The sequence below is a fragment of the Klebsiella sp. Q11 genome, from assembly GCF_964241505.1.
GTDB classification, from domain to species: Bacteria; Pseudomonadota; Gammaproteobacteria; order Enterobacterales; family Enterobacteriaceae; genus Klebsiella; species Klebsiella michiganensis.
This window is the reverse complement of sequence record NZ_CAXSXW010000002.1, coordinates 142,539-159,426: the sequence shown is the minus strand read 5'-3', so window position 1 is coordinate 159,426 and position 16,888 is coordinate 142,539. Positions and strand designations below refer to the sequence as shown.

The 16,888-nt window shown below is 55.8% G+C and carries 14 protein-coding genes and 1 pseudogene; 4 read left to right on the top strand and 11 right to left on the bottom strand.

The window, feature by feature from the left end:
• Positions 1-241: 241 nt before the first annotated feature.
• A complete protein-coding gene (gene gltS, locus ACESQ2_RS03170; RefSeq protein ID WP_048262753.1) occupies positions 242-1,444 on the bottom strand; it encodes a sodium/glutamate symporter in 1,203 nt (400 codons plus the stop codon).
• A 287-nt stretch (positions 1,445-1,731) separates the two neighbouring features.
• On the opposite strand from gltS, the gene ACESQ2_RS03165 reads away from it, so the two are divergent.
• The 4 genes from ACESQ2_RS03165 (at position 1,732) to ACESQ2_RS03150 (ending at position 8,327) form a co-directional block, all read left to right on the top strand.
• Positions 1,732-3,123 (top strand): NCS2 family protein, encoded by a 1,392-nt coding sequence (locus tag ACESQ2_RS03165; protein ID WP_004855527.1) that lies wholly within the window; start codon positions 1,732-1,734, stop codon positions 3,121-3,123.
• A 145-nt stretch (positions 3,124-3,268) separates the two neighbouring features.
• A complete protein-coding gene (locus ACESQ2_RS03160; protein WP_014227263.1) occupies positions 3,269-4,984 on the top strand; it encodes an AsmA family protein in 1,716 nt (571 codons plus the stop codon).
• Between the two features lie 390 nt (positions 4,985-5,374).
• Positions 5,375-6,934 (top strand): PTS transporter subunit EIIC, encoded by a 1,560-nt coding sequence (locus tag ACESQ2_RS03155; RefSeq protein ID WP_032718820.1) that lies wholly within the window; start codon positions 5,375-5,377, stop codon positions 6,932-6,934.
• A 13-nt stretch (positions 6,935-6,947) separates the two neighbouring features.
• Complete coding sequence (locus ACESQ2_RS03150; RefSeq protein WP_014227265.1) at positions 6,948-8,327, top strand: glycoside hydrolase; 1,380 nt, start codon at positions 6,948-6,950, stop codon at positions 8,325-8,327.
• Positions 8,328-8,407: 80 nt separating this feature from the next.
• On the opposite strand, the gene ACESQ2_RS03145 is transcribed toward ACESQ2_RS03150, so the two are convergent.
• The 10 genes and pseudogenes from ACESQ2_RS03145 to ACESQ2_RS03100 all read right to left on the bottom strand — a co-directional run.
• Positions 8,408-9,139, bottom strand: a complete 732-nt coding sequence (locus tag ACESQ2_RS03145) for a MurR/RpiR family transcriptional regulator (RefSeq protein ID WP_049069385.1) — start codon at positions 9,137-9,139, stop codon at positions 8,408-8,410.
• A 158-nt stretch (positions 9,140-9,297) separates the two neighbouring features.
• Entirely contained in the window at positions 9,298-9,972 is a 675-nt protein-coding gene (locus tag ACESQ2_RS03140; RefSeq protein ID WP_049084476.1) for a D-lyxose/D-mannose family sugar isomerase, read from the bottom strand.
• Positions 9,953-10,885, bottom strand: coding sequence for an ROK family protein (locus tag ACESQ2_RS03135; RefSeq protein WP_148842171.1), 933 nt, complete (start codon positions 10,883-10,885; stop codon positions 9,953-9,955). Before ACESQ2_RS03135 ends, ACESQ2_RS03140 begins: the two co-directional genes overlap by 20 nt.
• A gap of 50 nt (positions 10,886-10,935) precedes the next feature.
• Positions 10,936-11,796: a ketose-bisphosphate aldolase gene (locus ACESQ2_RS03130; RefSeq protein ID WP_373170155.1), complete on the bottom strand. Its 861-nt coding sequence runs from the start codon at positions 11,794-11,796 to the stop codon at positions 10,936-10,938.
• An 80-nt stretch (positions 11,797-11,876) separates the two neighbouring features.
• Positions 11,877-12,728, bottom strand: a complete 852-nt coding sequence (locus ACESQ2_RS03125) for a class II fructose-bisphosphate aldolase (RefSeq protein ID WP_373170154.1) — start codon at positions 12,726-12,728, stop codon at positions 11,877-11,879.
• 11 nt (positions 12,729-12,739) lie between these two features.
• The gene (locus ACESQ2_RS03120) at positions 12,740-13,831 is read right to left on the bottom strand and encodes a PTS fructose transporter subunit IIC (protein WP_004126739.1); all 1,092 of its coding nucleotides are present in this window, start codon (positions 13,829-13,831) and stop codon (positions 12,740-12,742) included.
• 23 nt (positions 13,832-13,854) lie between these two features.
• Positions 13,855-14,169, bottom strand: coding sequence for a PTS fructose transporter subunit IIB (locus ACESQ2_RS03115; RefSeq protein ID WP_087828387.1), 315 nt, complete (start codon positions 14,167-14,169; stop codon positions 13,855-13,857).
• Positions 14,170-14,190: 21 nt separating this feature from the next.
• Positions 14,191-14,661, bottom strand: coding sequence for a PTS sugar transporter subunit IIA (locus ACESQ2_RS03110; RefSeq protein WP_004126743.1), 471 nt, complete (start codon positions 14,659-14,661; stop codon positions 14,191-14,193).
• A 10-nt stretch (positions 14,662-14,671) separates the two neighbouring features.
• Complete coding sequence (locus tag ACESQ2_RS03105; protein WP_004126745.1) at positions 14,672-16,243, bottom strand: transcription antiterminator; 1,572 nt, start codon at positions 16,241-16,243, stop codon at positions 14,672-14,674.
• A 458-nt stretch (positions 16,244-16,701) separates the two neighbouring features.
• A pseudogene (locus ACESQ2_RS03100) lies at positions 16,702-16,888 on the bottom strand (hypothetical protein); the annotation flags it as partial.

The window sequence follows — 16,888 nt, the reverse complement described above, 5'->3', positions numbered from 1 at the left end:
GGGAGAAGCCGCGCCGATGTATGAATCCCGGAGTATCCCCGGGTTGCGGCGTAAACGCCTTACCCGGGCTACAGCCCGCAGACCGCACACACCCGTAGCCCGGCTAAGCGCAGCGCGAGCCGGGGGGAAACCGCGTCGATGTATAAATCCTGGAGTATTCCCGGGTTGCGGCGTAAACGCCTTACCCGGGCTACAGCCCGCAGACTGCACAACCCCGTAGCGCACCGCCTCCGGGTTTTTATCAGCCAAATACCGGCAGCAGCAGATAGAGCTTAATCACTAGCGCGTTAACGATATCGATAAAGAACGCGCCCACCATCGGCACCACCAGAAACGCCATGTGCGACGGACCGAAACGGTCGGTTATCGCCTGCATGTTGGCAATCGCCGTCGGCGTCGCGCCGAGGCCGAAACCACAGTGGCCGGCTGCCAGCACTGCGGCATCGTAGTTTTTTCCCATCATCCGGTAGGTCACAAACACCGCATACAGCGCCATAGCCACTGCCTGAACCGCCAGAATAATAATCATCGGCAGCGCCAGCGACGCCAGCTCCCACAGCTTCAGGCTCATCAGGGCCATCGCCAGGAATAGCGACAGGCTGACGTTACCCAGCACCGACACCGCGCGGTCGAACACGCGGTACAGGCCCAGCGCCGACAGGCCATTGCTCAGGATCACGCCGATAAACAGCACGCAAACGAAGGTGGGCAGTTCAAATACGGTTCCCGCCAGCAGTTGCGCAACGATCTTCCCTACCGTCAAACAGATGGCGATCAGCGCGATGCTCTCAATCAGCACCAGCGACGTGATCATGCGCCCCATATCCGGCTTTTCAAACGCGGTCGGCGCGAGCTGATCGTCCGGCGTACCGTCCGGGGAGGAAGAGTGCTTAACCAGATAGCGCGCCACCGGTCCGCCGATCAGGCCGCCCAGGACGAGGCCGAAGGTTGCGCAAGCCATGGCCACTTCGGTGGCGTTGGCAAAGCCATAGCGTTCAACAAACAATTTACTCCACGCCGCGCCGGTACCGTGGCCGCCGGAAAGGGTAATCGAACCGGCCAGCAGCCCCATCAGCGGGTCGAGACCAAGCAGCTTCGCCATGCCGATTCCGAGCGCGTTTTGCAGCAGCAGCAGCCCCACCACCACGATCAGGAACGTCCCCAGCACTTTGCCGCCGGAGCGCAGGCTGGCGAGGTTGGCGTTCAGGCCGATAGTGGCAAAGAAAGCCAGCATCAGCGGGTCTTTCAGGCTCATATCGAAATCGATTTCGATATCCATGCTTTTCTTTAATACCAGCAGCGCCAGCGCGACCAGCAGGCCGCCCGCAACGGGTTCAGGAATGGTGTATTTCTTCAGGAAAGGGACGGTTTGAACGAGTTTTCTACCCAGTAGCAGCACGAGTGTTGCGGCAACGAGCGTCGATAAGGTATCGAGATGAAACATAAAAAAGAGCTCCTTATAGGCGCATGATCCATTCACACGCGACGGTATTCCCGGTGTCGATTGCTTCTCATCATGAGTAATCGGGAAGGGATTTTAAGCAGAAGTACGGAAAAAAGGACAGGAAAAGATATTTTGTAGGGATAATGATGCGATCAAGCATACAAAATGTTAATAAATATTTGACACTTATTCCCTGTTTAAATATTTGCCGCTAAAGAGTGGCAAACGTTTGCTTTTGGTCTACAGTCCGATAAAATCCCCGCTTTGCCACCTTTGGGATTGTTGTGATGTCCGTTAACACCGCAGAATCAGAAAATGCGCAACCGGTTGCGCATAAGCAAACCAGCGAATTAATCTACCGCCTTGAAGACCGCCCGCCGCTACCGCAAACCCTGTTCGCCGCCTTCCAGCACCTGCTGGCGATGTTTGTCGCGGTCATCACTCCGGCGCTGTTAATTTGCCAGGCTCTGGGCCTTCCGGCTCAGGATACGCAACACATCATCAGCATGTCCCTGTTCGCCTCCGGCGTGGCCTCCATCATTCAAATTAAAGCCTGGGGCCCGGTGGGATCTGGTCTGCTCTCGATTCAGGGCACCAGTTTTAACTTCGTCGCGCCGCTGATTATGGGCGGGACCGCCTTGAAAACCGGCGGCGCCGATGTTCCGACCATGATGGCCGCGCTATTCGGCACCCTGATGCTGGCCAGCTGCACAGAGATGGTTCTCTCCCGCGTTCTGCATCTCGCCCGCCGCATTATTACCCCGCTGGTCTCCGGCGTGGTGGTGATGATTATCGGCCTGTCGCTGATTCAGGTTGGCCTGACCTCCATCGGCGGCGGCTATGCCGCCATGGCCGACCACACCTTCGGCGCGCCAAAAAACCTGCTGCTGGCAGGGATCGTGCTGGCGCTGATTATTATCCTTAACCGCCAGCGCAACCCGTACCTGCGCATCGCTTCGCTGGTTATCGCGATGGCGGCCGGCTACCTGGCGGCATGGCTGCTCGATATGCTGCCGGCCAATACCGCGCCGACGGAAAGCAGCCTGATTATGGTACCCACGCCGCTGTACTACGGGTTGGGCATCGACTGGAATCTGCTGTTGCCGCTGATGCTGGTGTTTATGATTACCTCGCTGGAAACCATCGGCGATATTACCGCCACCTCTGACGTCTCCGAGCAGCCGGTTTCCGGCCCGCTATATATGAAGCGTCTGAAGGGCGGCGTGCTGGCCAACGGTCTGAACTCGTTTGTTTCGGCGGTATTCAACACCTTCCCGAACTCCTGCTTTGGCCAGAACAACGGCGTGATACAGCTGACCGGCGTCGCCAGCCGCTATGTCGGTTTCGTGGTCGCGCTGATGCTGATCGTGCTCGGCCTGTTCCCGGCGGTAAGCGGCTTCGTGCAGCATATTCCTGAGCCGGTGCTCGGCGGCGCGACGCTGGTGATGTTCGGCACCATTGCCGCCTCCGGCGTGCGTATCGTCTCCCGCGAGCCGCTGAACCGCCGCGCGATCCTGATTATCGCCCTGTCGCTGGCCGTCGGCCTCGGCGTTTCCCAGCAGCCGCTGATCCTGCAGTTCGCCCCTGACTGGCTGAAGAATCTGCTCTCCTCCGGTATCGCTGCTGGCGGTATCACGGCGATTATTCTGAATCTGATTTTCCCGCCAGAGAAAAACTGATCCTCTCTGACGCTCCGGCCACGCGATGCTGGCCGGAGCGTCAGCATCATCAACCTCACATCATCTCATTACACAATTCCTGTCTTGAGGATTGCGCATAATTCGGGCATAACAGCCTTATGTGCCTCGCTCAGGATCGAAGACCATGAAATTTCTCAGAAAGCTGATTCTCTGGCTGCTGATTGCCCTGCTGGTGGTGATTATTGCCGCTTACTTCCTGCTGCAAACCCAGTGGGGCGGGCGCCAGGCCAGCGCCTGGCTAAGCGACGGTACCGGCTGGAAGGTCTCTTTCAACAAGATGGACCATAATTTCTCCTCGCCACTGCACCTGCAGCTGCAAAACGTCACCCTCGGACGCGACGGCAAACCCGCCACGCTGGTGGCGCAAACGGTGGATATCGGGTTTAGCAGCCGCCAGTTTAGCGACCCGCTGCATGCTGACGAAATCGTCCTCAGCGACGGCACGCTGAACTTCTCCCCTTCTTCCGCGGCGCTGCCATTCGCCGCCGACCGTCTCCAGTTGCGCAATATGGCGTTCAATAGCCCGGAGAGCGACTGGGATCTGAGCGCGCAGCGCGTCACCGGCGGCGTCAGCCCGTGGGCGCCGGAAGCGGGCAACGTGCTCGGCAAGAAAACACAGATTCAGATGAGCGCCGGGTCGATGACGCTCAACGGTATTGAAGCCAGCAACGTGCTGATTCAGGGGAATATTGATAACGGCGAAGTGTCCCTCTCAACCATTGGCGCGGACGTCGCCCGCGGTACGCTCACCGGCACGGCGAAACGCAGCGCCGATGGCGGCTGGCAGGTCGATAATTTGCGGCTCAACGAGATTCGCCTGCAAAGCGATAAATCACTCGCCGACTTTTTCGCGCCGCTGACCACCCTGCCGTCACTACAGATTGGCCGCCTTGATGTGACCGACGCCAGCCTGCAGGGGCCTGACTGGGCGATCGCCGGCCTCGATCTTAACCTGCGCAACCTCACCCTGAGCCGCGGCGACTGGCAAAGCCAGGAGGGTACGCTGTCGATGAACGCTAACGAATTTATTTACGGCTCGCTGCACTTCCTCGACCCGATCCTTAACGCCGGATTCTCGCCGCAGGGCATCGCGCTGCGCCAGTTCACCTCACGCTGGGAGGGCGGGATGGTGCGCACGTCCGGCAACTGGCTGCGCGCCGGCCATGCGCTGGTGCTGGATGACGCGGCGTTCGCCGGGCTGGAATATACGCTGCCAACCAACTGGAAGCAGCTGTGGATGGCGCCGCTGCCCGACTGGCTGCAAAGCCTGACGCTGAGAAAGTTCAGCGCCAGCCGCAACCTGATTATCGATATTGAACCGGCGTTCCCGTGGCAAATCACCGCGCTCGACGGCTACGGCGGCGAGCTGCAGCTGGTGAAAAACCGCAGCTGGGGCGTGTGGAGCGGTAGCGCGACGCTGAACGCCGCCGCCGCGACCTTTAATCGTATTGATGTCCGCCGCCCGTCGCTGAAGCTGAGCGCCAATGCCTCCACGGTAAACGTTAACGAGCTCAGCGCCTTTACCGAGCGAGGGATCCTGCAAGCCACCGCGGCGGTGTCGCAGCTCCCGCAGCGCCTGGTCAACCTGAGCCTCAACGGTCGCGGCGTGCCGCTGAATATTTTGCAGGCATGGGGATGGCCCGCGCTGCCGGTCTCCGGCGACGGTAACCTTCAGCTGACGGCGACCGGCAGCGTGCTGGCGGATGCGCCGCTGAAGCCGACCGTCAACGGCCAGCTGAGCGCGATAAATATGGAGAAACAGCAGGTGGCGCAGGTGATGCGCAACGGGGAGGTCACCAGCACCCAGCCCCCTTCAGCGCCGGCGACAACGACGCCCTGACTTTCCCCCTCCCTCTCCCCCCACGGGAGAGGGGCCTGTTCCCTTCGCGAAACCTGTTGCCATTAAGCGGCTGTTTGTACCTATTTCCCGCAACCTGTTCCTTTCAAATAGCGGACTTGCTATAACAAAAATACTGGAAGTTAAAAAAATAATTAAAGTCCCTGAACCTATGCCCAAAATAATTCGAGTTGCTTAAAGGCGGCAAGGGAGTGAGTCCCCAGGAGCATAGATAACTATGTGACTGGGGTGAGCGACAAATCTGCCGGGAGCAGATTTGAACGTCGCTTGCGACGGCCCGTGAGGGCGAGGCCCTTGGATGGGCCGAGTAATCCGTAGCTAACACATAAGCAACTTGAAGTATGACGGGTATACAAAAATAAAGGAACGACCATGTCTGTAATACGTCAACGTATTCTGGAGAATATGCAAAAATTCTCCAGAGCAATGATCGGTGCAGTATTGTTCTTGCCGGTCATCGGCTTAATTTTGGCACTCAGTTCAGTCTTAACTAACCCAACATTAATTTCGGAGACCAGTTTTTTACACCAGCTCGGACAGCTCCTCGGCGATACCTTCTGGCCATTATTTGGCAATCTGGGATTACTCTTTTGCGTCGGTATCAGCTATGGCCTGGCAAAAGATAAAAAAACCGAAGTGGCGCTGGTGTCGGTAATGTGTTTTATCATGTTTCTTGGCGCTAACCACTCGTGGCTGGAACATACCCACGGACTCGCGGAAAAAATTAACGGCGAATATTACGGTACCGGGCAGACTCAGCTACTGGGGTTTGTGGTAGTCGATATGGGGGTCTTCCTCGGGATTATTCTCGGCTGCACCATCGCCTGGGTGCATAATAAAGTGTCGACGATTGAACTGCCCGGCGCGCTCTCCATGTATGGCGGAGCCAAGCTGACGCTGGTGGCGATGACCCCGGTCGTCATTTTCTACGCCATCGCCTTTACCTGGATCTGGCCGTTTATGACCCACGGCATCGCGGCGCTGACCGGCTTTATGAAAAACGCCGGCGTGGCGGGGGTCTTCGTCTACGGCTTCTTTGAAAAATTCCTCATCCCCACCGGCCTGCACCACTTCGTCTGGTCGCCGTTCCAGCTCACGCAAATCGGCGGTACGCTGAACGTCGACGGCCAGGTCGTCTCCGGCACCCAGGCGATTTTCCTCGCCTATATGCGCCACCCGGATTTAACCCCGGTGATGAACGAGGCGCTGCGTTTCTCGCAGCAGGGGATGACCACTATCTTCGGCCTGGCCGGCGCCTCGCTGGCGTTCTACCACACGGCAAAACCGGAGAAAAAAATGATGGCCAAAGCGATTCTGCTGCCGGCCATTATTACCTCTATGCTCACCGGCATCACCGAGCCGATTGAGTTTACCTTCCTGTTCGTTTCGCCGCTGCTGTGGGTGATCCACGCCACGTTAACCGCGGCCTCGCAGGCGATTTGCGACATCTTTACCGTGCGTCCCTGGGGCGCTTCCGGGCTGATTGAGTTCCTGATTTACAACCTGCCGCTGCCGGTCTCCCTGACCCGCTGGCCCGGCTACGTGCTTATCGGGATTGGTCAGTTCGCCGTCTACTACGTTATCTTCCGCACGCTGGTCGTTAAGTTAAATCTTAAAACCCCGGGTCGTGAAGACGATGAAAACGTGAAGTTATATAGCAAGGCTGATTACCGAAAAAAAATGGGCGAACCGCAATCGGTGACCAACGAGATTATTAATGGTCTGGGTGGTAAAGAGAACATTATTTCCGTCGACAACTGTTTTACCCGCCTGCGCGTCGCTATTCATAATATGGATCTGGTTGACGATGCGATATTAAAAAGCACCGGCGCAAACGGCGTAGTACGAAATCGAAATGAAGTTCAGGTTATTTACGGCGTCAAAGTGGGACAGGTTCGTTCCCGGGTTGATAGCTGGCTAGCAGAAAATTAATTGGGAGTGATTTATGAAATTAACCGTATTAGGCGGGGGCGGCGTTCGCTCTGCGTTTCTGGCGAAATCTCTGGCATATAACGCGCATCGCATTGGTTTAACGGAAGTGGTCTTTCTCGACAGCTCCGCGGAGAATCTGACAATATTCGGCGAGATCGCCCGCTATGTGTTTAATGCCATTCGCCCGGATATTCATTTCAGCGTAACCAGCGACCCGGTGCCGGCGCTAAAAAATAGCCACTATGTGATAACCACCCTGCGGGTGGGCGGCGATGAGAGCCGGATCCGCGACGAGCGTATCGCCCTGGCGCACAACACGCTGGGCCAGGAGACCACCGGCGCGGGCGGTTTCGCCATGGCGATGCGTTCCATTCCGGCGATTCTTCACTACTGCCGCCTGATTGAAGAGCACGCCGCCGAAGATGCCATTCTGTTTAACTTCACCAACCCGTCAGGGCTGGTCACCGAGGCGATTATCAAATCCGGCTTTAAGCGTCGGGTGTACGGCATCTGCGATGCCCCGTCGGAGCTGATTCGCGAGCTGCCCGAGATCCTCGGCTGCGACGAGCGCGATCTCGGCGTCGAGTGCTACGGGCTGAACCACTTCTCCTGGTTTACCCATTTCACCGTGCGCGGCGAGGATGTCACCGAGCGCCTGATCGCCAGCCCGGACCTGTATCGCAAGACGGCGATGCAGTACTTTTCGCCGGAGCTGGTTCAGCTATGCGATAAGCAGCTGCTTAATGAATATCTTTACTACTACTACTATCGCGAAGTGGCTTTGAAAGCGATTCAGAACGCGCCGGAAACCCGCGGCGAGCAAATTGCCCGCATCAATCACGATATGCGCGAAGCGCTGCTGACCGTTGATGTCAAAGCCAACCCGGAAGCGGCGTTTACCATCTGGATGAAGCACTATCTGCGCCGGGAAAATAGCTATATGCAGAACGAGTCGCAGCAGGAAAAATTCCATACCCGCGAGCCGTTGACCTTAAAGCAGTTTATCGAGGAGCCGGATACCGGCGGCTACGCGGGCGTGGCGCTGGATATTCTGGAGGCGGTCAACAGCACCACCACCAAGCGCATCGTGGTATCGATGCCCAACAACGGCACGCTGGACTTCCTGCGCCCGGACGATGTGATTGAGATCAGCTGCGACCTGAGCAAAGAGGGCCTGAAGCCGGTGACGCCGAAGCATGTGCCGACGGCGCAGAAGAATATGATCGCCAGCGTGAAAGAGTATGAGCGGCTGGCGGTGGCGGCCATTCTGCAGCGCGATAAATCGCTGGCGGTACGGGCGCTGATGGCGCATCCGCTGGTCGGCTCTTATTCGCTGGCAAAAACGCTGGTTGAAGCCTATCTCGACGATAAGCAGTTCGCCGACTGGCAATAAACGCCCGGTGAAATCCCCCGGATGGCGGCTAACGCCTTATCCGGGCTACCGGATCGCAGCCGGTAGCCCGGACAGGCGCCTCAGGCGCCGCCTCCGGGGATCCCCGTCTGCATAAACCACATCTTCAGCAGCCGCTCAAAGCCGAGTATGCAGTAGCCAAAAAAGGGGTTACTCCAGTAAATATCATCATCGAACTTCTGCGGATCATGGATGATAAACGCCGTATCCGCCGCCTGCGCCAGCGGGCTTTGATAATCGCCGGTAAAGCAGATCAGGTTAATCTCTTTCCCTTCCAGCGCCTTCACCCAGTTCAGCGCCGAACTGCTGCGTCCGGATTTGGAAATAATCCAGATCGAATCAAATTTGGCGGCGTTCTTCTGCTCGAGGATTTCGTAATCCGGCCACAGCGCGAGGCTGGCATTCACCCCGGTCACCAAAAATTTATTATAAATATACTGGGCGATCAGCTGCGAAAAGCCGCTGCCGTGAATCAAAATGCGGTGATGTTGCAGGCTTTCCAGCAACGGCGTTATCCGCTCCACCGGCTGAATGCTCATATAATCGATGTCGTTGGTCACATCGAGTTTGGGCATAGTGATATTGAATTTAATAAAATAGACCAGCTCCAGCCAGCCGCTGAATTTCAGCTTCTTCGCCAGGCGTACCAGCGAAGAGGGATTGCTATAACAGTGCTCCGCCACGGCGCGGATCCCTTCGCGAACGCATTGCTCAGGATCGTTCTGAATAAAACGCAGCACGGTCATTTCCGTTTTGCTTAGCTTAACGTCACGAAAGATGTTTTCTAAATCCATACCGGGCTCCTCTCAGCGCTAAACTACGCTATCACCCGGCGGCGCTGGCGTCTGTGGCATCAATCACCAGAATGAAATGAACGTTACTTTTTTAGACAAAATGGAATAAAAAAACCCTCCGTAAGGAGGGTGGTGGATTCGACAACGTCTATCTCTTTTCAGCGCCCGTACTCACTGCACAATAACCATTTTTTCGGTTCATCTTCCTGAATCATCGGGAAGCGACCGCTATCTTCCAGAAAACGGTTGTCGCGCTTATCATCGTTCACCATCGAAATTTCCCAGCCCATCACCAGCGCGTTTTCAGCCCAAAAACGGTGGTACAGCGTGGGCGGCAGGCAAACGCCCTGCCCGGGGTTAAGAGCCAGGGTTTCTCCCGGTTTCAGCGTGCGCTGGCGGCCATCAACCGCGACGCTCACGCTGCGCTGCATATCCAGCCGTTCATCTTCTGTCGCCCATGCCAGCTGCAGACAGAGCCGGCCGCCGCCGCGGTTCAGAATATCTTCCATTTTGTGATAATGAAAATGCCAGGGAGTTTGCTGATCCTGCTGAATCTGCAACATCTTCTCGGCGTAGGGCTTGGGATAGCGCGAATCGCCCGGCGCGCCGTTACGCAGGGTCAACAGCGTCAGTCCGGTTTCCTGAAAACGGCCGCTGCCAAAATCGGTAATATCCCAGCCAAGCTGTAGATCCCGAACTTCTCGCCACTCTTCAAACCGCTTTTTCGCCCAGATATCGGCGGTAAAGCAGGCAAACTCGGGTAAGCAAATGCGAAAGGACTCGGCGATAGCATGCGCTTTATCAATCGCGTAGTTAATCTGTGAACGTTTCATTTTCGACTCCGCTGCGGACGGCCAGCCAGGCGGCGCCGCGCATGCCGCTGCTGTCACCATGTCGGGCAGGCACGATGGGGGTGGTGAAATGGTCGGTAAACACCAGCGGGGCGACATCCGCCTCCAGGTCGTTCACCAGCAGCGCCACGTTAGACAGGCCGCCGCCGAGAACAATCACGCCGGGATCGATAAGATTCACCACCGTCGCCAGCGTCCGCGCCAGCTGCTGGCGAAAGCGCAGCACCTGCTCGCAGGCGGCATGCTCGCCCTCCAGCGCCCGGGCGATAATAGCCTGACTGCTGAGCGCCTGCCGGGTCATCAAACGATAGCGCGCGCTCAGCCCGGTGCCGGAAATAAAGGACTCGACGCAGTTATATTTTCCGCAGTAGCAGCGCTCGGGCGGCCCATCGTTGACCTCCTGATACCCCGGCAGCGTGATATGCCCGCACTCCGCCGCAATCCCTGACGCGCCGGGGAAAATCTGGCGATTAAGCGCAATACCGCCCCCGCATCCGGTCCCCAGCGTCATGCCAAATACCAGCGAATAATCGGCACCTGCGCCATCGCAGGCTTCTGATAACGCGAAACAGTTGCCATCGTTCGCCAGCACAACCGGCTGGCTCAGGCGCTGCTCAAGCTCATCCTGTAAGCGGCAGCCGTTGATGACCTGAATATTGGCATTGCGGATCTTGCCGGTCTGCGGGGAAATACTCCCCGGCAGGGCGATACCGATAGCCAAAGGCTGGGCCAGCTCATCCCCAATCGCGGTGATTAACGCCACCAGCGTTGCGATAAACTGCTGCCGGGTCTGTTTTCGCGTTTCAACGCGAAAACGCCTCCATTCATGGCCTTGTTCATCCATCACTACGGCGGCGATTTTGCTCCCGCCGATATCCAGCCCCAAATACTTCATACCGGCCTCCTTATTCATAGCGAGGCAGGTTTCCCCGCCCCGCCGGGGGATTAGTACAGGCTGGCCTTGCCGGTAGAGCCAAAGAGCTTCATTTTGTGGCGAATCACCTTCCGCGCGGCGTTAATCGGTTCCGGATAAATGACATTCGGATCCCACCATGTCTCTTTTGTCAGAATTTCGCGCACTTTCTGGAAATAGGCATATTTCATATCGCTGGAAATATTGATTTTGCCGACGCCAAGCGTAACGGATTCCGCAATTTCCGCATCCGGATTAGCCGAGCCGCCGTGCAGCACCAGCGGAATCGACAGACGCCCGGCGATATCGCGCAGAATGTGCATCTGCAGCTCCGGCTGCATCCCCTTCGGATAGATACCGTGCGCGGTGCCAATCGCTACCGCCAGCGTATCCACGCCGGTACGGGCGACGAAATCTTCCGCCTGCGCCGGGTCGGTATAGGTGACTTCTGACACGCCGCCTTCCACAGAGGTTCCGGTCTGGCCGATGGTTCCCAGCTCACCTTCCACCGACACGCCCACCGCGTGCGCCAGCTGCACCACTTCGTGGGTCAGGGCGACGTTTTCTTCATAAGGCAGTAACGAACCATCGATCATGACCGAGGTGAAGCCACACTGAATGGCGCGCAGAACATGTTCCACCGAGGCGCCATGATCCAGATGCAGGGTGAAAGGCACGCGGCTGCGCTGGGTGATATCCCGCACGTAGCTAAAAAACGCGTCGCCAACAAAATCGTGCTCGCTGGGATGAATGGAAATAATCGCCGGCGTATTTGTCGCTTCCGCCTCTTCCACCACGGCGCGAATAAAACAGCTATCCGCCACGTTAAATGCGCCGATAGCAAAACCATGTTCACGGGTGGGTTTAAGTAATTCGTGCATTGAAACTAACATCGTTATTCTCCAGTTTCAGGGTGTGGTAAGCCCTGCCAGGGCATACGGGCGCCGGCATGGAAGGCCTTACTGAGATTTAATCAGGCTTTGTTGATTGAGCCGGATGCGTGTAAATAGGGAGCGATGGCGTCAGCGCTGGCCTGCTCCATCACCGATAGCGCATCGGCCAGCTCAATGGTGCTGTCGTGGCACAGGGTGTGCAGCAGCGCCGCTTTCCCCGCTTCAAATACCGCCGCCCCAACGTTGATTTTTGCGACCCCGAATTCCGGGCAACGTTGCAGCTGCTCGAACGGCGTACCGCTCCCGCCGTGCAACGCCAGTGGCACGGATGACGCGCGCTGTATCTGCGCCAGGCGGTCGAAATCGAGCATTGGTTTTACACCGGGAGCGTACATACCGTGGGCGGTTCCCACGGAGACCGCCAGCAGGTCAATCCCGGTCTGTTCGATAAAGGGAGGGACGTCCTCCGGCTGAGTCATTAAATCGGCATTGCTGGCCTGGTCGTAGCGCGGCGCATCCGCCAGGTGCCCCAGTTCGCCCTCCACGCACAGCCCGACGCTGGCGGCCAGTTCAACGACCTCTCGGGTCTGGCGGATGTTCTCCGCCAGCGCGAACGCAGAAGCATCGATCATTAACCCGCTAAATCCGGCGCGGAAAGCCTGACGTATTTTTATCGGGTCTTTACCGTGATCGAGACTTAACGTCACGGGTACGCTCGCTTCCTCCGCCAGTACCCTGACTACCGCCGCCGCCGTGGTCGCCGGAAAGTGCGACAGGTGACCCTGATACAGGTTGAGAATAATCGGCGCACGATGTTTTTCCGCCACGCGCACCGCCGCGCGTGCGCTTTCCAGGTTCATGCAGTTAATCGCCAGCAGGGCATACCGTTCACGCCAGGCTTTGATCACCATACTTTTCATATCGGCAAACATAGGGCCTCCGTTTATTCGAGGGTAAAGGTGATTTCGTCGTCTTTGACCTTTTGGTCGTTCAGCTCATCAAACTCTTCATCACGCTCGGTAACCGGCTTTTTCCACAGCGAGAGCATCACACCGCAAATCACGGTGCCAATCGCCAGAGAGAGGCAGAACAGCAGGGGATGCGTAAAGAGCGGCACCACGAACATCCCACCGTGCGGCACCGGACTCTCCACGCCCCAGGTCATGATCAGGCCACCGGCCACCGCTGACGCCACCACGCAGGATCCCACGACGCGCAGCAGATCGCGGGCGGCGATGGGGATCACCCCTTCGGTGATCATGCAGATCCCCATCGGGAACGCGGCCTTCAGAGCTTCGCGTTCGGCACGGGTATATTTATGCCGGGTCAGCAGGAACGAGAGGGTGATGCCGAACGGCGGGATGATCGAACCCACAAACTTCACCGCTTCCGGGCCATAAACGCCGCTGACCAGCAGACCATCAGCAAACAGCGACATGGTTTTATTCACCGGGCCGCCAAAGTCGAAGGTCGCCATGGCGCCAAGGATGGCGCCCAGCAGGAAACGCGAGCCGCCCTGCATCGACTCCAGCAGGTGAATCAGCGCTTCTTGCAGCCAGGCAATGGGCTTGCCGATCAGGGTCATCATCAGCAAACCGCTAATGATGGTACTTAATACCGGCAGCACCATAATCGGCATCAGCCCCTGCATCGACTTCGGCAGCCGGATATAGTGCTTCAGCGCCAGTACCGTGTAGCCCACGAGGAAGCCGCCCAGCATGCCGCCAATAAAACCGGTATGAATTTGCCCGCAGACAAAGCCCACGATCAAACCCGGAGCAAATCCAGGACGATCGGCAATGGAGTAAGCGATAGCGGCGCAGATCAAGGGCACAATCAGCCCCATTCCCCAGCCGCCGATTTGGTTTAACATCCACGGAATGGTGCCGGTTTTCTCGCCTACGTTCGTCCCGCCAAGGACTTGTCCCAGCGCGATACAGATCCCGGCGGCGACGATCAGCGGTATCATCCATGAAATACCGGTTAATAGATGCTTCTTAATTTCCTGTGAGACGGGAGTTTTATTCTCACTCATGGTAGATCCCTCCAGATTAAGGATCAGGCATTCGCTAAGGATTTTTCGACCTTTTCGATAAACTGAATCGGCGACTTAATCACGACTTCCGTTTTTACTCTGACAATCCGTTTATTTTTAAAACGCTCTTCGCCTTTGATTTTCACATCAATGGCAAGAATAACGACATCCGCAGCGTCAATATCTTCCGCCGCCAGTTCATTTTCAGTTCCAATGGTTCCCTGAGTTTCGACTTTGACATTATGGCCCAGCGCTCTCGCGCCTTTAATCAGCTTCTCACGTGCAATATAAGTATGAGCAATACCTGCGGTACAGGCAGCAACACAGACAATATTCATCTCGGACTCCGCTAGTTATTGTTAGTAAATGTCCGACTCGGCATATTGGTTAAATAGATCAATAATCCTCTGCGGACTGGTTTCTTTGAGCAGTTGTTCAATAATGTCATCATCCGCCAGCGCTCCAGCGACCTGGGACAACAGGCGAATATGGGTGGTATTTTGATCTTCCAGACGAACGGCAAATAAAATAATGCAGCGTACCTGGCTGCCGTCCAGCGTTTCCCAGGCGATATCCTGCCGGGTGCGGCCAATGGCAAGGGTAGTATTAACAACGGCGGAAGACTTTCCATGCGGGATCGCAATATGATTTTCAAACCCCGTTGAGCCTTCCGACTCACGCTGCCAGACATCCTGAATAAAGGTTTCACGACAGCTTATCGCCCCGTCTTTTTGTAATAAGTCGGTTAACTCTTCGATGGCTTCCGCTTTATTCGTAGCGTGCATATCTAACAAAACGCGTTTGGTGTTTAAAATCCTGGTTATGTCCATATTCTTTACCTCATGGATATAAAACTTCATTATCTACAGCAGATATTGCCGCACGATGTAATTTGTCGGTAACGATTTTTTCCGTAACCCGTCGGATATCGGCATCATTAAAAAAAGCGCTAACATAGACTACCGGCAAAGCTATTTCTGGCAGATTAATCGTCGAAATAACCAGTTCAATCTTGTCCTGCGGTTGAAGGGTATGCAGACTGCTTGCCGAAACTACGCCGACGATGGTCCAGTCAGGAAACGCTCTCAACACTCTACTTTTCAACAGGTGAGATGTGCCGATTCCGGTAGAACAAACCAGCAGAACGCGCTTGCTGGCGACCTGTCTTTCCATCGCCGCCTGGAAATGAACGGTGAGATAGCCAATCTCGTCGTCGGAAACCGCATGCTCGCCCCAGCTGCTAAAAACCTGATTGACCGCCCGCTGGGTGAGCGGCCACACGTCCGTCAGCTCGCCCTTGATATCCTCCAGCAGAGGGTTACGAATATAAATCCGAAAATTTAGGCGATTAATGAGCGGCTTAATATGAATGAGCAGACCATCGTATAACGCGCGATCGGCGGTTAAATCGAGATCAATCATGGTGGAAAAAGCGCTAATCAGGCGATCGGTAATTTGTCGGGCCTCATCGCTAGAATGCATATAGCGCGCCATACTGACGTCATCACGCTCTTCCACCACAACGCCAGATGAGATGATGTACTGATAAATAAACCAGACTTCATCTTCCGGCAGCGAATGATCAATACGGTGTTCAATTTTTCGCAGCATATTCTGGGCAACGCTAAATATCGTCTCATCAAAAATCTGCTGCCCCTGTTCACGCCGCGGTAAGGCATTCCCACGGGTAATGCGATACATCATAATCAGGATATGGGTAAAAATATTCACATAATACGGTTCGCCTAATGACCAGCACAGCTTGCGCTCCATTTCCTGTAATAATGACTGAACAAATAAAACGTCATCCTCACCAAAATAATGCACCAGCGCTTTATAGCTTCCTGAGTCCAGTCGGGAATGGATAATACAACCGGGCTCATTATGATTAATCACCCCATTAATTAATGACGCCATCGCCTGACGGACGCTGTTTTCGCTACCTTCAATATGCGTCCCGCTCTGGCTACGAATCAGCGCTAAGCCGAGCGGAGCAATCCATGATTCAATAATTTTCAGGTCATTAACGATAGAAGCGCTACTGATAAAATAACGCTCAGAGAGCTTATTTATTGATGTCTCCCGCGGCGTCTCACTTAACAGCTGCGAAGCAATTTTCACGCGCCGGGAGTTATTCATCATGACATCGCTGTCCTCCCCCTCGTTACCGAGTAATTGGTCTAATTGCAGCAGGTCCGCGACATTATCAGCGATCAGCATCACGCCGGTACCTGAGCGTTTATCGATAGTCATTTTCCACTCAGATAACCACTGTTCTAAAAAGCGTAAATCACGCTGAACCGTTTTTTCTGAAACATTTAAATATTCAGCAATTTTCATCAGCGTAACGTATTCTCTGCGGGGCAGGAGAAATTTCAATAATCTGTTCTGTCGTGAGGTAATCATTTGCATTATTTACCCTTTTTGCATACCAGATTAATGCCTGGAGGCCAGCGCGATACCACGCGAGCGCTACATAAATCATTGAGGATAAATATAAGTAGCTGAGGCGTAAACAACAATACTAAATTTTGTCCAGACATCCGGACAGAAATAAAACGAAGAAAGGGATTAGGGAATAATTATAATTCAGATCACATTTCAGGAAGAAATATACGTGATAGCGATCTCAATTCACCATAAGAATATATCCGGACCGCCTTTAGCCTGACAGCATTCCCGGAGCCGGTACTTGATGCGCCTTGTCCGGGCTACCGGCGTGCAGACGATGGGGAGCCTGTAAACCCGCTAAGCGCTGCGCGAGCCGGGGAAAAGCGGAGGTTACATTGCGCGTTGTTTCCCCGGAGGCGGCGCTTGACGCGCCTTGTCCGGGCTACTGGCCCGCAGACGATGGGGGGCCTGTAGCCCGGCTAAGCGTAGCGCGAGCCGGGGAAAAGCGGAGGCTGCATTGCGCGTTGTTTCCCCGGAGGCGGCGCTTGACGCGCCTTGTCCGGGCTACTGGCCCGCAGACGATGGGGAGCCTGTAGCCCGGCTAAGCGTAGCGCGAGCCGGGGAAAAGCGGAGGCTGCATTGCGCGTTGTTTCCCCGGAGGCGGCG